Here is a 15,809-nt window from a genome sequence, read left to right on the forward strand (position 1 = left end):
AGCTTCACCATGCGCAAGTCCATGACTTTGTCCCTCCTTCTCTCCGCTGCCCTGGGCGTATCCGCGCTGGCCGTCGCCCACGACGGTGGCCCCGATTTTGGTCCCGGTCCCCATGGCCACCACGCCGAAGCCATGCTTGCCCTGCATGGCCTGAACCTCACGGACGCCCAGAAAGCCCAGGTCAAACAGATCCTTCAACAAAGCTTCGCAACGCTGAAGACGCAAGAGCAGGCCGTTCACCAGCAACACGAGGCCTTCGAAGCGCTGTCGCCGGGTGCATCCAATTACCAGTCCGCCGCAGCCAGCCTGGCCCAGGCTGAAGCCGACCTCACCAAAGCCCGCATCACTGCCCGCGCCGCCGCGACGGCGCAGATCTACAACAGTGTGCTGACCAGCGCACAGCAGAGCCAATACGCCAGCCAAAAGGCTGCGTTCCAGGCACGCAGGGCGCAGTGGGAACAGTTCAAGCACGAACATCCGCTGCCGGCAGGCGCCAGTTCGGCGCCGTAACGCGCAGCGTGCCATGACAAAAAAAGATGGGTTAGCGGCGCTTAGCGGACGTTCTAACCGATAAGTTGAGCGATCGCCGCGGCATCGGCGATCGCTTTTTTTTGTTCTGAGTGTTGCGCGGACTGTGCCCGGCTGCTCGAACAGCTAGTTACTCACCTTTTTCCTGCTCAGCCAGCAGGTCCAGCGCCGTACGCAAATAACCCAGTGCTTCATCACGCGCCATTTCGTCGGTGTAGTCCGGCGCGGTCGCCACCGGTTCGCCGTCAAGCTCAAGCACCCATGAACGCGGCAGGCTACGCACGGTTGCAGCCGCGCCGCCGAGCACTTTCAGGCGCTTCTGCACAGAGCCGGCTTCCTTCGGATCCTTGAACGACCTGGACAGCAGCAACTCATCGCCCTCCGACGAAAACAGGCGGAAACGGAAGCTGCCATCGGCGTCGCGGAAGCTGGCAAAACGCGGCGGCTTGGCCGCTTTCGTCGCCTGACTGGCTGCACCGACAGGCAGACTCACGGAAGACATCGTGCGCAAACCAGTCGCGGCACGCAGTTCGGCAATTTTCGGACCGGCGATCGCCCGCGCCTTGCGTGCCCCCTCGCGCAGGATGTCTTCAATATCGCCGGGTCGCGCGATCAGCTCCTCGTAGCGCTCGCGCATCGGTGCGATATCCGTTTCCAGGCGTTCGTACAACACCTGCTTGGCATCGCCCCAGCCGATCCCCTCCTCCAGTGCACGGCGGAAGGCATAGCTTTCGGTTTCGCTGGCAAAGGCGTGGAAGAGGGTAAACAACGAGGAACTGTCCGGGTCCTTTGCCTCGCCCGGCATGCGCGAATCCGTGACGATGCGCATGATGGTTTCACGCAACTGCTTCGCACCACCGGCGAACAGCGCAATGGTGTTGTCGTAGCTCTTGGACATCTTGCGGCCGTCCAGCCCCGGCAAAGTGGCGACCTGCTCTTCGATCACCACCTCAGGCAGCACGAAGAATTCGCGCCCGTAGATGTGATTGAAACGCTGCGCCATGTCGCGCGTCATTTCGATGTGCTGGATCTGGTCACGCCCCACCGGCACTTGCTGTGCGTTGAACGCAAGGATGTCCGCCGCCATCAGCACCGGATACATGTACAGGCCCGCCGTCACGCCTGCATCCGGGTCTTCGCCCGCTTCGGTGTTCATGTCCACGGCGGCCTTGTAGGCATGCGCTCGATTGAGCATGCCCTTGGCGGTGACACAGGTAAGGAACCAGGTGAGTTCCGGAATCTCCGGGATGTCGGACTGCCGGTAGAACGTTACTTTGTTCGGGTCCAGGCCCGCCGCCAGCCAGGTGGCCGCGATTTCCAGGCGCGAGCGTTCGATGCGGGCCGGATCATCGCTCTTGATCAGCGCGTGATAGTCGGCCATGAAAAAGAACGCATCGACATCGGGCCGGCGACTGGCGGCAATCGCCGGCCGGATCGCACCGACGTAATTGCCCAGGTGCGGCGTACCGGTGGTGGTGATGCCCGTGAGGACGCGTGTTTGCATGCGGCATTCCAGGATAGGTCAAATGGCCCGCGCACCCTGCGCGGGCCGGTTTTGCAGTTTAAGAACTTTAGTCGGGCTCGCGCATCAAGGTGGACTTGCCGAACAGCGATTCGACCAGTTCCACCGCCAGCCGAGCCGTGCGGTTGCGCTTGTCGTAGGCCGGGTTCAATTCCACGATGTCCAGCGAAGCCAGGCGGCCGGTATCGGCGATCATCTCCATGCACAGCTGCGATTCGCGATAGGTCGGACCGCCACGTACCGTCGTGCCCACGCCGGGCGCGATCGAGGGATCCAGGAAATCCACGTCGAAGCTGACATGCAGATGGGTGTTCTCGTCGAGCCCATCGAGCGCTTCTTCCATCGTGCGCTTCATGCCCACTTCATCGATGTGGCGCATGTCGTAGATATCCATCTTCGCCTGGCGCACCAGCCGCTTTTCGCCTTCGTCCACCGAACGGATGCCGATCTGGCGGAACACGTCCGGCGTAACCGCGGGAACGCGATCGCCGATTTCCACCAGCTCGCGCGGCCCGTTGCCGCACAGGCAGGCGACCGGCATGCCATGGATATTGCCCGAGGGGGTCACTTGCGAAGTGTTGAAATCGGCGTGCGCATCCAGCCAAAGCACGCGCAGCTTGCGACCCTGCTCGTGGCAATAACGCGCCACCGCACTGATCGAACCGATCGCCAGGCTATGGTCACCGCCCAGCATGACCGGCAGTCGACCCGCCTGCAGTTCCTGGTGGATGGCCGTGTGCACGGCAAGGTTCCAGGCGATCACTTCCGGCAGATGCCGATAGCCGTCCTCCGGCGGCTGCCAGGGGTTCATCGGACCGTGCAGATTGCCGCGGTCGATCACCTGCATGTCGCGCCGGCGCAGCTTCTCCCCCAGCTGAGCTACGCGCAGGGCCTCGGGCCCCATTGAAGCGCCGCGATGCCCGGCGCCGATATCGGTCGGCACGCCAACCAATGCAACCACCTGTTTTTTCATACGACCTTGGCTTATGTCCTGCATGAAACCCAAGTTTAGCGGCTCAAGAGGGGTCACATGCGGGAGCAAGCGGGTCGAGCACGGTTTAGGCAACTTGCTCGCGTTCTTATGTAACTGAAAAATATGACATTTCACGTAGGAAACCGGTTCTGGGCGAGCATCGTCCGCAGGCCCGATTAACCTCAATGTGACGCTTCCGTGAGGCATCGTGCACACGTCCATTGCTAGGTTGGGGCGCTGTCGTGTCACTGAGCGTCACCCGTACGTGCTTCGTCTCCAGGGGGAGACTTGCATGCTTGTCGGTTAGGCTTCGTGCTTCAGCTCCATTTGCGCAATGCATGCCGCATCGCTGAAGGCGGCATGGTTTTCGGAAGTCGTCGATCCCTCCCCCTCCAGGAACCACGTGGCGAGCGGCACTGCATTGCCAACAGCTACGCGCCCGTTTGTGAAACTTCGCTGTTCACTTAAGCGATCAACCTAAGGAGGTGGGTCATGATCTCAACCTATCCGCTGGCCGACTCGCCGGACCAGCACGGGTTTGTGATGATGGGAACCGAAACGTTGTTTGTGCACCACCTGGCCATGTTCAACATGGAAGACCATCGCTATCAGCTGCTTTTGCAAGTGAGTTTGCCCCCCTATGCCATGCAGGCCTATGCGGCGGACAGAGCCTCGCAACCGCCAGGCACCACCTACATACTCGGCAATCTGCAAACGGATCTGATGACCATCCCGCAGATCGCCAGCGGCCAGCGTATCGCCTTCAACGCCGATATTTTCCGCGGGCTGCCGAGCGATCCGAACACCGATCCGCCGCTGATCCATAACGTCCCCGTGCGGATCGAGCGGATCGTGATATTCCGCCGCTTCGACTATTGCATGGATTACCCCCCCTACCTCACCTACTACCTGTTCGGGGCAGGAACGAAAGCACATCTGGTGCACTGGACCAGTCAGTCGCCCGACTTCGACCAGGTGCTTGATCTGATCGAGGTGCCGGCGTGGCTCGATGCGGAGCACCTGGCCTCCGGCGTAACGGTGAACTTTCTGTCGTTGCCGCAACAGTTCCACACCAGCAACCCGCTCACTGCGCCCGCCTACAGCGTCAGTGTCGGCGGTATCGGCGAGTACCTCGTCGATATCGGAGTCACCTCGTACTTCGACACGGCAGCCATCAACATGGCCCATGAATCCAGCGGCGGTGAGCAGTTGCATGCAGCGCACCGCGCCAACGCAGAGCTAGGAGGAAGAGCATGAATTCGAAAACATCCGCCCAGCGCTTCACCGAGCAGCTCAACCAAGCGCTTGCCCAAACCAAAGCCGGCGATGTGTTCTCACTCGACGTCCCTGGCACTTCGTCCCTGGCGGCATGGTTCCTCGGACCCAAGGCCGAGAACGAGCAGCTGCTGAAGGAACTGATCGCCGATGCCATTGGGGCGCATTGCATGGATCGGCGCGAATACTTTCCGAACGATCCGCCCTACGTAACCGAGGAGATCAAGAAATCCCAGGCGTACAAGGAATCGGTAAAGGTGATGCGCGAGGAGTACCTCCATCTCCTGGAAAAGCTGAAAGGCTCGGTGCCATTTTTCAGCTACCGTTATCAAGCCCACATGAACTGGGACATCACCTTGCCCGGTGTTGCAGGGTATTTTGCCGGCATGCTGTACAACCAGAACAATGTTGCCTCGGAGGCCTCGCCGGTCACAACGCCGCTGGAGATGATCGTCGGCGACGATTTGTGCGAACTGCTCGGGTATCGGATACCGCCGAAAGACGACATGGCGGCCATCCGTCCCTGGGGACACATCACCTGCGACGGTAGCGTGGCCAATCTTGAAGCGATGTGGTCCGCGCGCAACTTGAAGTATTACCCCGTTTCGGTAGCCGCCGCACTCATGCGCGAGCCGTCGCTGGCCGCGGCCAGGAACATGACGGTGCGACTACCCAACGGTGAGCGGGAGATCCTGACGCGGCTGACACCATGGCAGCAGCTCAATCTCGAACCGGACGTGGTTTTGGCCATCCCCACAGTGATGGTGAACGACTACGGCATCAGCTCGGCGTCGAACGAGGGTATCAACCTCATCAACAATTACTCCATCCAGCAACTGGGCTACGTCGAATTCGCGCGCCGGTACCTGAGAAGCGAGGTAGGTGCACCGGCGCTGATCGGCCCGGCGACGATGCACTATTCCTGGCCCAAGGCGGCCGCCATTCTGGGCATCGGGCAAAACAGCCTCGTCGGCGTCGATGTAGACCTCAACGCGCGCATGGCTATGCCGGCCCTGCGGGCTGCACTGGACCGCTGTCTGGCCGAGCGCCGGCCGGTGATACTCAATATCGCCGTGCTGGGGTCGACCGAGGAAAGCGCAGTCGATCCCCTGGACGCAGTGATCGCCTTGCGGGACGAATATCGTCAGGCCGGTTTCAGCTACCCCGTGCACGTCGATGCGGCGTGGGGCGGCTATTTCGCCGCGATACTGCGTACGCCCAAGCACGATGCGCCCCTGGCGGCGAAGGCGGACGGTTTGCGCTTCACACCCGATCTGGCGATGAGCGACTACGTCACGGCACAGTACGAAGCGCTGCCTGCTGCCGACTCCATCACCATCGATCCGCACAAGGCCGGCTACATTCCCTATCCGGCGGGTGGCCTGTGCTATCGCAACGGTGCGCAGCGCAATCTGGTTTCCTTCACCGCACCCGTGGTCTACAAAGGCACTGCAGATCCCACCGTGGGCATCTATGGTGTGGAAGGCTCGAAGCCGGGCGCGGCGGCGGCCGGCGTCTATCTCAGCCATCGCGTCATCCGCACCAACCAGAGCGGCTACGGCAAGATCCTCGGGCAATCGCTGTTCAACAGCAAGCGGCTTTACGCTGCCCTGGTGACGATGGCGCTGGAGGAGGATTCGCCGTTCGTCATCGTGCCGTTCCAGCGTCTGCCGGCAGAGCAGGCCGGCGGGACGAAGAAGGAGATTCGCGCGCAACTGGAATACATCGCGCGCGAAATCGTACCCAAGTCGAATGAAGAGCTGCTGCGCGATCCGCAGGCGATGCAATTGCTGACCGAGCTGGGCTCGGACCAAATCATCGTTTCCTATGCGTTCAACTATCGCCTGGATGACGGCGCGCTCAATCACAGCGTGGAATTGCTCAACGCATTCAACACTGCCATCTACAACCAGTGCAGCCTGCAGCCGAACAGCGACCACACCCGCGAAACGCCGATCATCCTCACCAATTCGGCCTTCGAGCCTAGCGTGTATGGCCAGGCCTTCGTCGAAGCATTCAAACAGCGCCTTGGCGTGCAGGGCGATCCGGAGCAGTCCATTTCCTTCCTGCTTTCCACCACCATGGATCCGTGGATGACCAGCACGGAAAAAGGCAATTTCATTCCCACGCTGATCGACGCACTGCGCAAGGCGGTGCTCGGTGCGATCCGGGAAATCAAGGCACAGCCTTTCACCGTGTTCCGGGGCGAAGAGGACGAAGCCATCCGCATCCCGCTCAAACCCGGTACGGCAGCAGCTATCGGTACCAGCGGCAATGGCCACGCCCGGCCAAGAGCCAATCTGTAATCTGTAATTCTGTCCAGGCCTAGCGCCATGCGGGCATTGCCATCACCCTCCCCTGCTTTGAGAGGAGGGTGATGTGCTTGATGAAGGCCCCGAGGAAACGCGACAAGAGGGCATGGCGCCGCGCGGAAATTTCCTGGTGCCGACAGTCTGACTCGAACAGACGACCTACCGCTTACAAGGCGGTTGCTCTACCAACTGAGCTATGCCGGCATTGGGCCGTGCATTCTAGCAGGCTCAGCCCTAAAAGCAGCCGGTACTGTGCGATCCGATGGCCGGATCATGGATCCGGCTGCGCCAGTCGAAGTGCTGGCTGTCGGTAGGAATCAGATCCAGCCAGTATTCGGGCACGCTTTCGGTGCGCTCGCTTACCTGCGCCGGGAAGCCCGCGGCAATGATTTCGTCGCGGCGCTTGCGGGCGTTGGCGGGGTCCTTGAACAAACCCAGCGACACGGTGTTCTGGTTGTCGCCCGCATTCACCACAAAGTAGTCCTGGATATTGCGCGCGCCGAGCTGGCGTGCCTGCGCCAGGGCGGCCGCGTGATTCGGACTGGGTGGCAGGTGCACCCACCAGCCGCGCGTTTGCGTGGTCTGCTCCTGACGCGCGCGCATGCGTTGCACTTGCGCCCCCAGCGTATTACGGGCAATACGCAGGTCCTCCTGCGTCGCGAACGGCCCCAGCGCCATGCACGCGTAGCTGAGTGCATTGGCGCTAGGTACCACGGCGGTTGGTGCATTCGTGCTGGCAGGCGCTGAAGCAGGCGTGGCGGCTGTGGCCGGCGCCGCCGCGGAAGGCGCAGGGGCGGTGCTGGTCGCGGGCGGCGGCAGTTCGGACAGCAGATGCAACTTGGGTACGCCCGGATCCGTGGCGAAACCGGCATGCGTATCGTTCTGGCCTAGCAGCAGCCACGCGCCAACAGCAATATTCAAGGCGATCAACAGTACGAACAGCAAACGCAGCAACATCAGACAAGTCCCCCCAGGTGGGTCGATTCTAGGAGGATGGATACGCCGGATGTGAGGCCGCCCACACACCGAGGCCCCGCAGCACGCTGTCGGCGCCAAGTTCGGCAGGCATGCCCAGCAGCGGCAGCAGGGCTGCGGCATCGCCCCCGTCCAGCAGTAGACGCTGCGGGCGGCTCGATTGCTTGGCCACGTTTGCCGCGAATCGTTCGATCAGGGCGGCAACGGCCTGCCAGCATCCCGAGACGACCGCATCGGCGGTGTTGTCGGCAAGATCACGGATCACGCCAGGGTGTTCCGGCCGCACGCGTGCGGTGGCGCCAAGCAGCGAATGCTGCATCAGCAACGGCCCCGGTGCGATCAGGCCACCCAGGTGCTGTCCGTTCGCGGCCAGGGCATCGAGCGTCAATGCCGTGCCGATGCCGGCAAGAACGCAAGGCACTTCTTCCACAGCATGCGCGGCCACCATGGCAAGGAAGCGGTCAACACCCAGGCGCTGCGGATCGGCGTAAGCGATGCGTACACCGCAGGCTTCAGCCGCAGTGCGCACCCATTCGACCTGCTGGCCGAAAATTTCCGCCATGACGCGCTCGATCTGCACTTCGCGTGCCGCATCGACCACGGAGGCACCCAGCACCCGTTCCGGCGAGTCGAGATCGCCCCAGGCCTGGGCCAGCACGGCGGATACATCTTCCTCCCACGCCACCGCGCCGCGCAGGATCCATTCGCCGGCATCGGCTACAGCCCATTTCAAGCGCGTATTGCCAAGATCGAGCAGCAGCTTCATACGCGCCGCACCGTGACGTCGGCGCTGTCGATGCCGTGCAAGCCCGTAGCTGTCTGCAATTGCAGCGATCCGCGCGCATCGATGCCCGCACCGATGCCGTCGAGTTCGCCTGTTGCGCTGCTCACGCGCAGCGGCACTCCACGCAGCGCATCGTGTTCGGCATATTCATCGACAAAAGCGCGGAAACCTTCGCGCTCGAATTGCTGCAATCCCTCCACCAGGCTGGAGATCAGGGCGGCAACTGCCTGATTGCGGCCCGGTGGCCGGCCCTGGGCAAGCGTAGCCAGATCACAGATGGGCTGCCCTGCCTGCTCGCGCAGGTCATCGGTGAGCCGCAGGTTGAGGCCAATGCCGATCACCGCCGCGCACGGCCCTTGATACTCACCGCTCAGCTCGACCAGGATGCCAGCCAGCTTGCCGCCATCGGCGAGCACGTCATTGGGCCATTTCAAGAGCACGCCATCCATTCCAAGTGCGTGCAACGCGCGTAGCACGATCACACCCGTAGCCAAAGACAGACCTGAGAGCGCCGCGAACCCCGCCTCGAATCGCTTCAGGCACGACAGATAGATGTTCAAGCCCGGAGGTGACAGCCAGCTGCGCCCGCGCCGGCCACGGCCGGCCGTCTGGGTTTCCGCCATCACGACGCTGAAGTCGGCGGCGTCGCCGCCACGCCGCAGCAATTCACTCGAAGTGGAATCGATCTCCCAATGGACCTCCAGCGCCCCCAGCCGCCGCATGACCGCCGCTGGTAGCTCCGCGCGGATCGCCTCGCGGTCAAGCATCTGGATCGGCCACGGCAAGCGGTAGCCGGCCGCACCGGCGGATTCGACCGGCACGCCTCGCTGACGCAAGGCCTCGATCTGTTTCCAGATGGCAGCACGCGTGATGCCGGCTTCGGCGGCCAGGCGGGAGCCGGAAAGCGTCTCTCCGGAAGCCAAGGTGGCCAGTAGCTGTTGCGGCTGCATGGCCTCAATGGCCCCAAAAGTGAGCGAGTCGCGCGGGTCGCGAGGAAACGAGTGGCACAGGCAATGACATCGGCAAAATGAACGGCATTAAACAGGATGTTTGGCGCGTCAACAAACAGGGGTGTCCGGGCGAAGCCGTCAACCACCGACTATCGCCCGATAGATCAAAGAGTTAAGCGAGGAAGGCAATCCATGACGGGCACGGGTAGATCGTCATTTTAGGCCTGGGCGCAGCTATTGTTGACGCGATACCCTGGCCATAGCCTACGAAAGGCCGATGAAGACACTGGCATCCAGACGAGGTTTCTGGGACTATCCAGGGGCTAGGCTTTATGCCTTGGGGGCTGGGACTGCCATGCGCGCCACATCATTGTTGCTCGTCTGCCTGCTGGGTCTTGGGACCGCCGTCAATGCGGCGGCTGCAGGAGCTGCTGCGGCTGCCGGCGCCATGGGCGCAAGCGCCGGTTGCACGGGGCGCAACGGCGGCAGCGAACATGCCGGCAGCCATGACACATCTTCTTCGTCCAGCGGGGATGTGATGAATGTGCAGCGCGACAACAGCACTTCCTCCCGGCCGCCGTCCTCCAGCAATCGCTCCGGCAACTCCGGCGGCAACGGCATGGATGACAGCCCGGCTCGCTTCAGCAGTGGCGATTCCTCGCCGGATGGCTCCTCGCACGGCTCTTCCGGGCTCGGCTGGCAATCGCTTTTGCCCGGCTCGATCCAGTAACCGCCTTCGCCGTAAACCCTGCCGCTGATCAGGTGGGCGGCAACGCCACGCTGAACCTCGCTCCGCCGAATTCCGGCGAACTGTCCACGGTCAGCTCCCCGTTATAGGCACGCACGATATCCTGCACGATGGACAGGCCAATGCCATGGCCTTTCACACGTTCGTCTCCACGCACACCGCGCTGCAGGATTTTTTCAAGCATGGCTTCTTCGATGCCGGGGCCATCGTCTTCCACGCTGAGCAACAGGCCAGGGCGTGCGCGGCCCGGCTGGCGGTGCGCCCTGGCCACCAGCAACACGTGGTGACCGGCCCATTTAAACGCGTTCTCCAGCAGATTGCCCATCAGCTCCAGCAGATCGCCCTGCTCGCCGTAGAACGCTGCACCGTCGTCGATATCGAATTCGCACAGCACGTTCTTCGCGGCATAGACCTTTTCCAGGCTCTGCACCAGATCTTCGGCATGGCCGGCGATCGGCACCGCGGCGGCGGCAAAGGTCTGGCGCCCGGTAGTAGCCGCACGCGCGAGCTGATACGCGACCAGCTCATCCATGCGCCGCACCTGGTCCAGCACTGGCGTACGCACGAGGGACGGCAACTCGCTCGCTTCCACCTGCGAGCGGATCACCGCCAACGGCGTCTTCAGGCTGTGGGCCAGATCGGCAAGCGTGTTGCGATAGCGCGTGCGCTGTTCGCGCTCGCTATCGATGAAGGCGTTGATCCGGCCGGTCAAGCCGGTGAGCTCGGCGGGATACTGGCTATCCAGTTGGTCGCTCTGGCCACGCTCTACCCGGCTCATGTCGCTGGCCACCTTGCGCAATGGCGTCAGACTCCAGCGCAGCAGCAGCAACTGCAGCACGATCAGCATCACGCCCAGGGTGGCCAGCCAGCCAACCAGGCTGCGCCGGTAAACGGCGGTGTTGCTTTCCAGTTCGTCTTCGGTCTGTGCCACGGTAAAGGTTAGGTGCACCGGTTGGCGCTCCGGCACCTCCAGCGCCACACCCCAGCTGAAGTAGTAAAGCCGCCCCAGTTCCGTATCGACCGGACCGATGAATTGCGACTGCCCCGGCTGCAGCGGATGCAGGAAGCTGAAGTCGCGCCCCAGCGCCGAAGACGATTCCCAGTGGAAACCATTGTCGCCCAGCACCACGGAATACAGGCCCGAGCCGGGGCGTGAAAACATCGGGTCCGGCGGCGTATCCGGCATCAGCGGCGTGCCGTCACGCCGCGCGTCGGTACCGGCGATATAGGTGATTACGTAGTCGTGCAGGCGGCCTTGCAGCTTGTTGAGTTCGCTGGCGGCATAGGTGCGCGACAACGTCCAGCCAATGGCGCCCAGGAAGGCGGCCAACACAAGGCCGGTGGTAAGCGCTGCACGCGCCGCCAGTGAGAACGGGCGGCGCGTGGCTGCTTCATTCGTCTTCGCTGCGAGGGATAGCAAAGCGGTACCCACGTCCACGCACCGTCTCGATCGGCTTCAACGCCCCTTCCGGATCCAGCTTCCTGCGCAGGCGGCCGATGAAGACCTCGAGCACATTCGAATCGCGATCGAAATCCTGTTGATAGATGTGCTCGGTCAGGTCGGCCTTGGAGACCAGCTCGCCGGCATGCAGCATCAGGTATTCCAGCACCTTGTACTCGTAACTGGTGAGGTCCACCGCCTTGCCTTCCACCGTCACGGTTTGCGCGGTGGTGTCGAGCTTGATCGGGCCGCAGGCCAGCACCGGCTTGGACCAGCCGCTGGCACGGCGCACCAGCGCATTGATGCGCGCGAGCAGCTCTTCGACGTGGAAGGGCTTGACCAGGTAGTCATCGGCACCGTGCTTGAGGCCTTCGACCTTGTCCTGCCAGCTGCCGCGCGCGGTGAGGATAAGGATGGGATAGCGCTGCCCGGCTTCGCGCAAGGACTTGACCAGGTCCATGCCCGACATCTTGGGCAGCCCCAAGTCGATGATGGCCAGATCGAACGGCACTTCGCGGCCCAGGTACATGCCTTCTTCGCCATCCTGGGCGGTATCCACGGCAAACCCGTCGCGTTTGAGTCGAGCCGCCAGCGTCTCGCGCAGCGGCGCTTCGTCTTCGACCAGGAGGATGCGCATCAGTGTTTCTCCTTTTTGCTTCCGCCGTTAGGGGGTTTCTTGGAGGAGGATTGTGCCGCAGGCGGCACATGGGTGGCATCGGACGGCACGGCGATCACGCGCACATGCCCTTCGGGCGTTAGCACCTTGATGCGGTACTCCACCCGATGCCCGATATGACGTGGTTCGGCCGACAGCACCTTGCCGCCGACCCTTTGCTGTACTTGGGTAACAGCCTGGTCCAGGCTCATGCCGCCCTGCGCAGGCGCTGTCTGGGCGACAGCCGTGCCGGCCACCAGCAGCCAGGTCGCGGCCATCCATGCGAGTTGCTTCAAAGCCATAGTCCCGTGTGAGTGCCGGAAGGGTCCGGTTCCTGAACATACTGCTCAACCCGGGCTGAATAATGACCGGACGGCTGAACGGAGCTATGCGGCGGCCAGCATCGGCGCCATGGCCTGCTCCACCAAAGCCCAGCCGGCTCCCTCCCGGTGCGCCCCCTCGCTCAGGACCCTCCGGAAACTGCGAGCCCCCGGCTCGCCCTGGTACAGCCCCAGCAGGTGGCGGCAAATGTGCTTGAGTGCAGTCCCCCGCGCCAGCTCCGCCTCCACGTACGGACGCATGTGCCGCAGCACGCTTTCGCGCGCAGGCAGCGGCGCCCCGTAAAGCGCTTCCTCGACCCGGGCCAGCACGTAGGGATCGTGATAAGCCGCGCGTCCCAGCATGACGCCATCCACGTGGGCGAGATGCTCGCGCACCGCCTCCACCGTGGTGATGCCGCCATTGATCACTACCACCAGTTGCGGGAATTCGCGCTTGAGGCGATACACACGCTGGTAATCCAGCGGCGGAATCTCGCGGTTCTCCTTCGGCGAAAGCCCCTGCAGCCAGGCTTTGCGCGCATGCACCACCAGCACCTCCACGCCCGCATCGAGCATCGCCTCGGTGAAGTGCTGCAGGTCCGCGTAGTCGTCTTGGTCATCCACACCGATGCGGCATTTCACGGTGACGGGCACCGACACCGCATCGCGCATCGCCTTGACGCAATCCCCCACCAGCGCCGGCTCGCGCATCAGGCACGCCCCGAAGCGCCCGGACTGCACCCGGTCGGAGGGGCAGCCGACATTGAGGTTGATCTCGTCATAGCCGGCCTGCGCTCCGTAGCGCGCTGCTTCCGCCAGCTCCTGCGGATCGCTACCGCCCAGCTGCAACGCCAGCGGGTGTTCCTGCTGGCTATGCTCCAGCAGCCGCAACTGCTTGCCGCGCACCAGCGCCGCGCTGGTCACCATCTCGGTGTAAAGACGGGCGTGCGGGGACAACAGGCGGTGGAAATAGCGGCAGTGCCGGTCCGTCCAGTCCATCATGGGGGCGACCGAAAGCCGGAAATCATCTCGATGAGGTCGAAGCATGCCGCGCATTGTACCCGGCCGACCACGATGGCTGCATGGAGCGGACGGCGGGGAGTATCTTCATAAGGTCCGCTGTGAGTCGGAAGCGGGCACCTAGATCGACCTGCAAAAGCCCCGTCACATTCGGCTCAATTGGCATTCGACTTCTTCCCTGGACGCAACCAAAGGCTAAGGGCAACTACCGCGAGCACCAGCACGAAGACCCCCAGGAAGATCTTTCCCAACGAGACCATTGTGCCATGGGAGTGTTCACCGTAATCGAGACGAAAAACTTCATCATTGAAGTTCAGTGCCGAGATCTCCGGATGACCAACTTCGTAGGCGATCGGGACCTGCTTATTTGTGCGTGCGTAATTGACATGAGGATCATCGAAACGATCGCCGAGATCTGCGTAGCCATGTATGGACTTCGATGCATCGCTCGTTTCAGTTGACGGCGTAAATGCGTATTCCACGTAGATGCTGCAAGATCGTCTACCACAGCCTCCCCTATAGATCCGGACGACGTCTGCCATGGTCCGCAGGCCGTTACGCTGAATCCTGATCTCGGCACGTTCCTCGTTGTGCCCAAGAGTCGCGACAGCAAAAAACAATACCGCAAAAACGAGCCCGAAGAATGTAGCGGCAAATACAAATACGGACTTAGGATCACTGGAATCGACACCCGCACTCATGCGCCTGCCGATAACCACCACCGCCATCAGCGCGATGAAAATGAGCAACTCAAATCCAGCGTCACTGTGCAGAAGAATGGTGGATGCTGACGACGGATCGGCAAGTATGGGAATACCCAAGTACAAAAAGAGCGCATAGAGAATTCCGATGAGCATCCAGTACTTATTGAGGGCTGTCTCCTTCGGCGCCCTCCGGTAGGAAGGTCCTCCGTGCAGTCGGCTGCCTGACTCAGAAGAGGGATTGGGGTTATCTGTGTAGATCACTAGCGGGCTAGGTGATTCCTGCGAGGTCTTCACATACGCCTTGCCGCAAGAAGGACATTGCCAATCAGGCGCCTGATCAGTCGGCCTTCTTTGATAACCACAAGCGTGACAAACGGTTTCCATACCAATCCCCGTATGGGCTGATCTGATTGAGTGAATGATTTTGCCTACGGGTCAGAAATGTCTGCTTCGCGTCGGAAGCGCACTTTGCGATAGGAATACGAATCCCTGAGGAATCTAGTTGGCATTGGGTGCCCCGCCCGGAGGCATAGTTCCTGCCGATTGCGCATGAGCGGCGACCGTCAACAGGCTCAAAATCGCAAATAAATAGAAGCGCATCTCCCCCTCCTGAGTTGTGCCACCCCAGTTTACTGGCCAAATCAGCTCGCCGACAACGTATGCACATCAGAAGGATCCAGCTGGAGCTTGGCCGGTGACGCATGATTGGTATTACTAGCTAGGCCTCATGGGTCACTCTATGGCGCCGCATGGGCGCCATAGAGTCCGCGCAGAATTTTTAGAGCTCTCCGCAGGGTGCGTACGTCCGTTTCGGAAACGGATCTTGGAGTACCCCGGATATTGACGCGCCGCGTCTCCTTACCTCCCAGACGGACTTGCATCGAAGGTCGCCATCGACAGAAGTGCGAGCACTTCGCCGTAGCCGACGAGCTTTCCGCCCTCGTGAATGCTCCACTTTCGGCCAGCCTGAATAACGTTGGCCAGGTCCGTCCCGTTACGGAATGAAACGATGATCTCCGCGAGGTCGCCTGGGTATATCCATCGATTGTCCTCCAACTCAAACTGACCGATGCAGGACACCAAACCATTGGCTCCATGAAAAGTGCTATTTGATCGATATCCGGTCGCCACGGGTCCTGAGCGGCCACCGTCTTTCGTGGCAATCATTTGCACCCGAGCGAGCACATGCATACGCCCTCTGTTCGCCAAAATACACGCAATGGAGAAGGCGAGCCCTACGCATACACCAGTGCCTATCACCCATGGACTCCAGAACTTGTTTTGCAGTGGCGTCACGTAGACGGTGTAGACGCTATTGCGTCCGACCAGCATGGGAACAACGTGGTCTGGCGGCACAGGATGAAATGGTTCGTGGACTACGGCCAGGTTATGCCAGAACCAAATTACAACGAACGGAATGCACGCAATTCCAAGCACTACCGACGCGGCATGCCAAAAACCATTCGAATTGCTCGCAGTCATGAGACCTCACTCTGAAGGTAACCAATGATAGTGATCTGTACGAATCGCTTCCGCTTGAAGTCGACGTCAGGGCGATCACGGCATGACCGCTTTGGGTTGTCGAAAGCAGACAATCAGAGC

Annotated in this window: 15 protein-coding genes and 1 tRNA gene; 4 read left to right on the forward strand and 12 right to left on the reverse strand. The window is 61.7% G+C overall.

All coding sequences use genetic code 11. From position 1 onward, the window contains the following. The first annotated feature begins 9 nt into the window (after nucleotides 1-9). Nucleotides 10-510, forward strand: a complete 501-nt coding sequence (locus tag EKH80_RS13595; protein ID WP_126685312.1) for a Spy/CpxP family protein refolding chaperone — start codon at nucleotides 10-12, stop codon at nucleotides 508-510. Between the two features lie 148 nt (nucleotides 511-658). On the opposite strand, the gene EKH80_RS13600 is transcribed toward EKH80_RS13595, so the two are convergent. Next, nucleotides 659-2,032: a tryptophan--tRNA ligase gene (locus tag EKH80_RS13600; protein WP_126685313.1), complete on the reverse strand. Its 1,374-nt coding sequence runs from the start codon at nucleotides 2,030-2,032 to the stop codon at nucleotides 659-661. 67 nt (nucleotides 2,033-2,099) lie between these two features. Further along, a complete protein-coding gene (rocF, locus tag EKH80_RS13605; RefSeq protein WP_126685314.1) occupies nucleotides 2,100-3,023 on the reverse strand; it encodes an arginase in 924 nt (307 codons plus the stop codon). A 492-nt stretch (nucleotides 3,024-3,515) separates the two neighbouring features. Here rocF and EKH80_RS13610 point away from each other — a divergent pair, with 492 nt between their 5' ends. Continuing rightward, entirely contained in the window at nucleotides 3,516-4,280 is a 765-nt protein-coding gene (locus EKH80_RS13610; protein WP_126685315.1) for a hypothetical protein, read from the forward strand. Further along, nucleotides 4,277-6,604, forward strand: coding sequence for a pyridoxal phosphate-dependent decarboxylase family protein (locus EKH80_RS13615; protein WP_126685316.1), 2,328 nt, complete (start codon nucleotides 4,277-4,279; stop codon nucleotides 6,602-6,604). The genes EKH80_RS13610 and EKH80_RS13615 overlap by 4 nt, the downstream gene beginning before the upstream one ends. A gap of 134 nt (nucleotides 6,605-6,738) precedes the next feature. Here the strand turns inward: EKH80_RS13615 and EKH80_RS13620 are convergent. From EKH80_RS13620 to EKH80_RS13635, 4 genes are all read right to left on the reverse strand, one after another. Beyond that, a tRNA-Thr gene (locus EKH80_RS13620) sits at nucleotides 6,739-6,814 on the reverse strand. A gap of 30 nt (nucleotides 6,815-6,844) precedes the next feature. Further along, nucleotides 6,845-7,567 (reverse strand): SPOR domain-containing protein, encoded by a 723-nt coding sequence (locus EKH80_RS13625; protein ID WP_126685317.1) that lies wholly within the window; start codon nucleotides 7,565-7,567, stop codon nucleotides 6,845-6,847. 28 nt (nucleotides 7,568-7,595) lie between these two features. Continuing rightward, entirely contained in the window at nucleotides 7,596-8,351 is a 756-nt protein-coding gene (locus tag EKH80_RS13630; protein ID WP_126685318.1) for a type III pantothenate kinase, read from the reverse strand. Further along, the gene (locus EKH80_RS13635; protein ID WP_126685319.1) at nucleotides 8,348-9,319 is read right to left on the reverse strand and encodes a biotin--[acetyl-CoA-carboxylase] ligase; all 972 of its coding nucleotides are present in this window, start codon (nucleotides 9,317-9,319) and stop codon (nucleotides 8,348-8,350) included. The genes EKH80_RS13630 and EKH80_RS13635 overlap by 4 nt, the downstream gene beginning before the upstream one ends. Before the next feature lie 355 nt (nucleotides 9,320-9,674). On the opposite strand from EKH80_RS13635, the gene EKH80_RS13640 reads away from it, so the two are divergent. Then, nucleotides 9,675-10,049, forward strand: coding sequence for a hypothetical protein (locus EKH80_RS13640; RefSeq protein WP_126685320.1), 375 nt, complete (start codon nucleotides 9,675-9,677; stop codon nucleotides 10,047-10,049). 28 nt (nucleotides 10,050-10,077) lie between these two features. Here EKH80_RS13640 and EKH80_RS13645 read toward each other — a convergent pair whose 3' ends face one another. From EKH80_RS13645 to EKH80_RS13670, 6 genes are all read right to left on the reverse strand, one after another. Continuing rightward, nucleotides 10,078-11,505 carry an ATP-binding protein gene (locus tag EKH80_RS13645; protein ID WP_126685321.1) on the reverse strand — a complete coding sequence of 476 codons (1,428 nt, stop codon included), beginning with the start codon at nucleotides 11,503-11,505 and terminating at the stop codon, nucleotides 10,078-10,080. Further along, complete coding sequence (locus EKH80_RS13650; RefSeq protein WP_126685322.1) at nucleotides 11,459-12,145, reverse strand: response regulator transcription factor; 687 nt, start codon at nucleotides 12,143-12,145, stop codon at nucleotides 11,459-11,461. Before EKH80_RS13650 ends, EKH80_RS13645 begins: the two co-directional genes overlap by 47 nt. Continuing rightward, nucleotides 12,145-12,465 carry a PepSY domain-containing protein gene (locus tag EKH80_RS13655; RefSeq protein WP_126685323.1) on the reverse strand — a complete coding sequence of 107 codons (321 nt, stop codon included), beginning with the start codon at nucleotides 12,463-12,465 and terminating at the stop codon, nucleotides 12,145-12,147. Before EKH80_RS13655 ends, EKH80_RS13650 begins: the two co-directional genes overlap by 1 nt. A gap of 84 nt (nucleotides 12,466-12,549) precedes the next feature. Then, nucleotides 12,550-13,530, reverse strand: a complete 981-nt coding sequence (dusA, locus tag EKH80_RS13660) for a tRNA dihydrouridine(20/20a) synthase DusA (protein WP_126685324.1) — start codon at nucleotides 13,528-13,530, stop codon at nucleotides 12,550-12,552. A gap of 128 nt (nucleotides 13,531-13,658) precedes the next feature. After that, nucleotides 13,659-14,591, reverse strand: a complete 933-nt coding sequence (locus tag EKH80_RS13665; protein WP_126685325.1) for a hypothetical protein — start codon at nucleotides 14,589-14,591, stop codon at nucleotides 13,659-13,661. A 474-nt stretch (nucleotides 14,592-15,065) separates the two neighbouring features. Further along, complete coding sequence (locus EKH80_RS13670) at nucleotides 15,066-15,689, reverse strand: hypothetical protein (RefSeq protein ID WP_126685326.1); 624 nt, start codon at nucleotides 15,687-15,689, stop codon at nucleotides 15,066-15,068. Between the last annotated feature and the right edge of the window lie 120 nt (nucleotides 15,690-15,809).

The organism is Dyella choica (assembly GCF_003977665.1).
In the GTDB taxonomy this organism is placed as follows: Bacteria; Pseudomonadota; Gammaproteobacteria; order Xanthomonadales; family Rhodanobacteraceae; genus Dyella_B; species Dyella_B choica.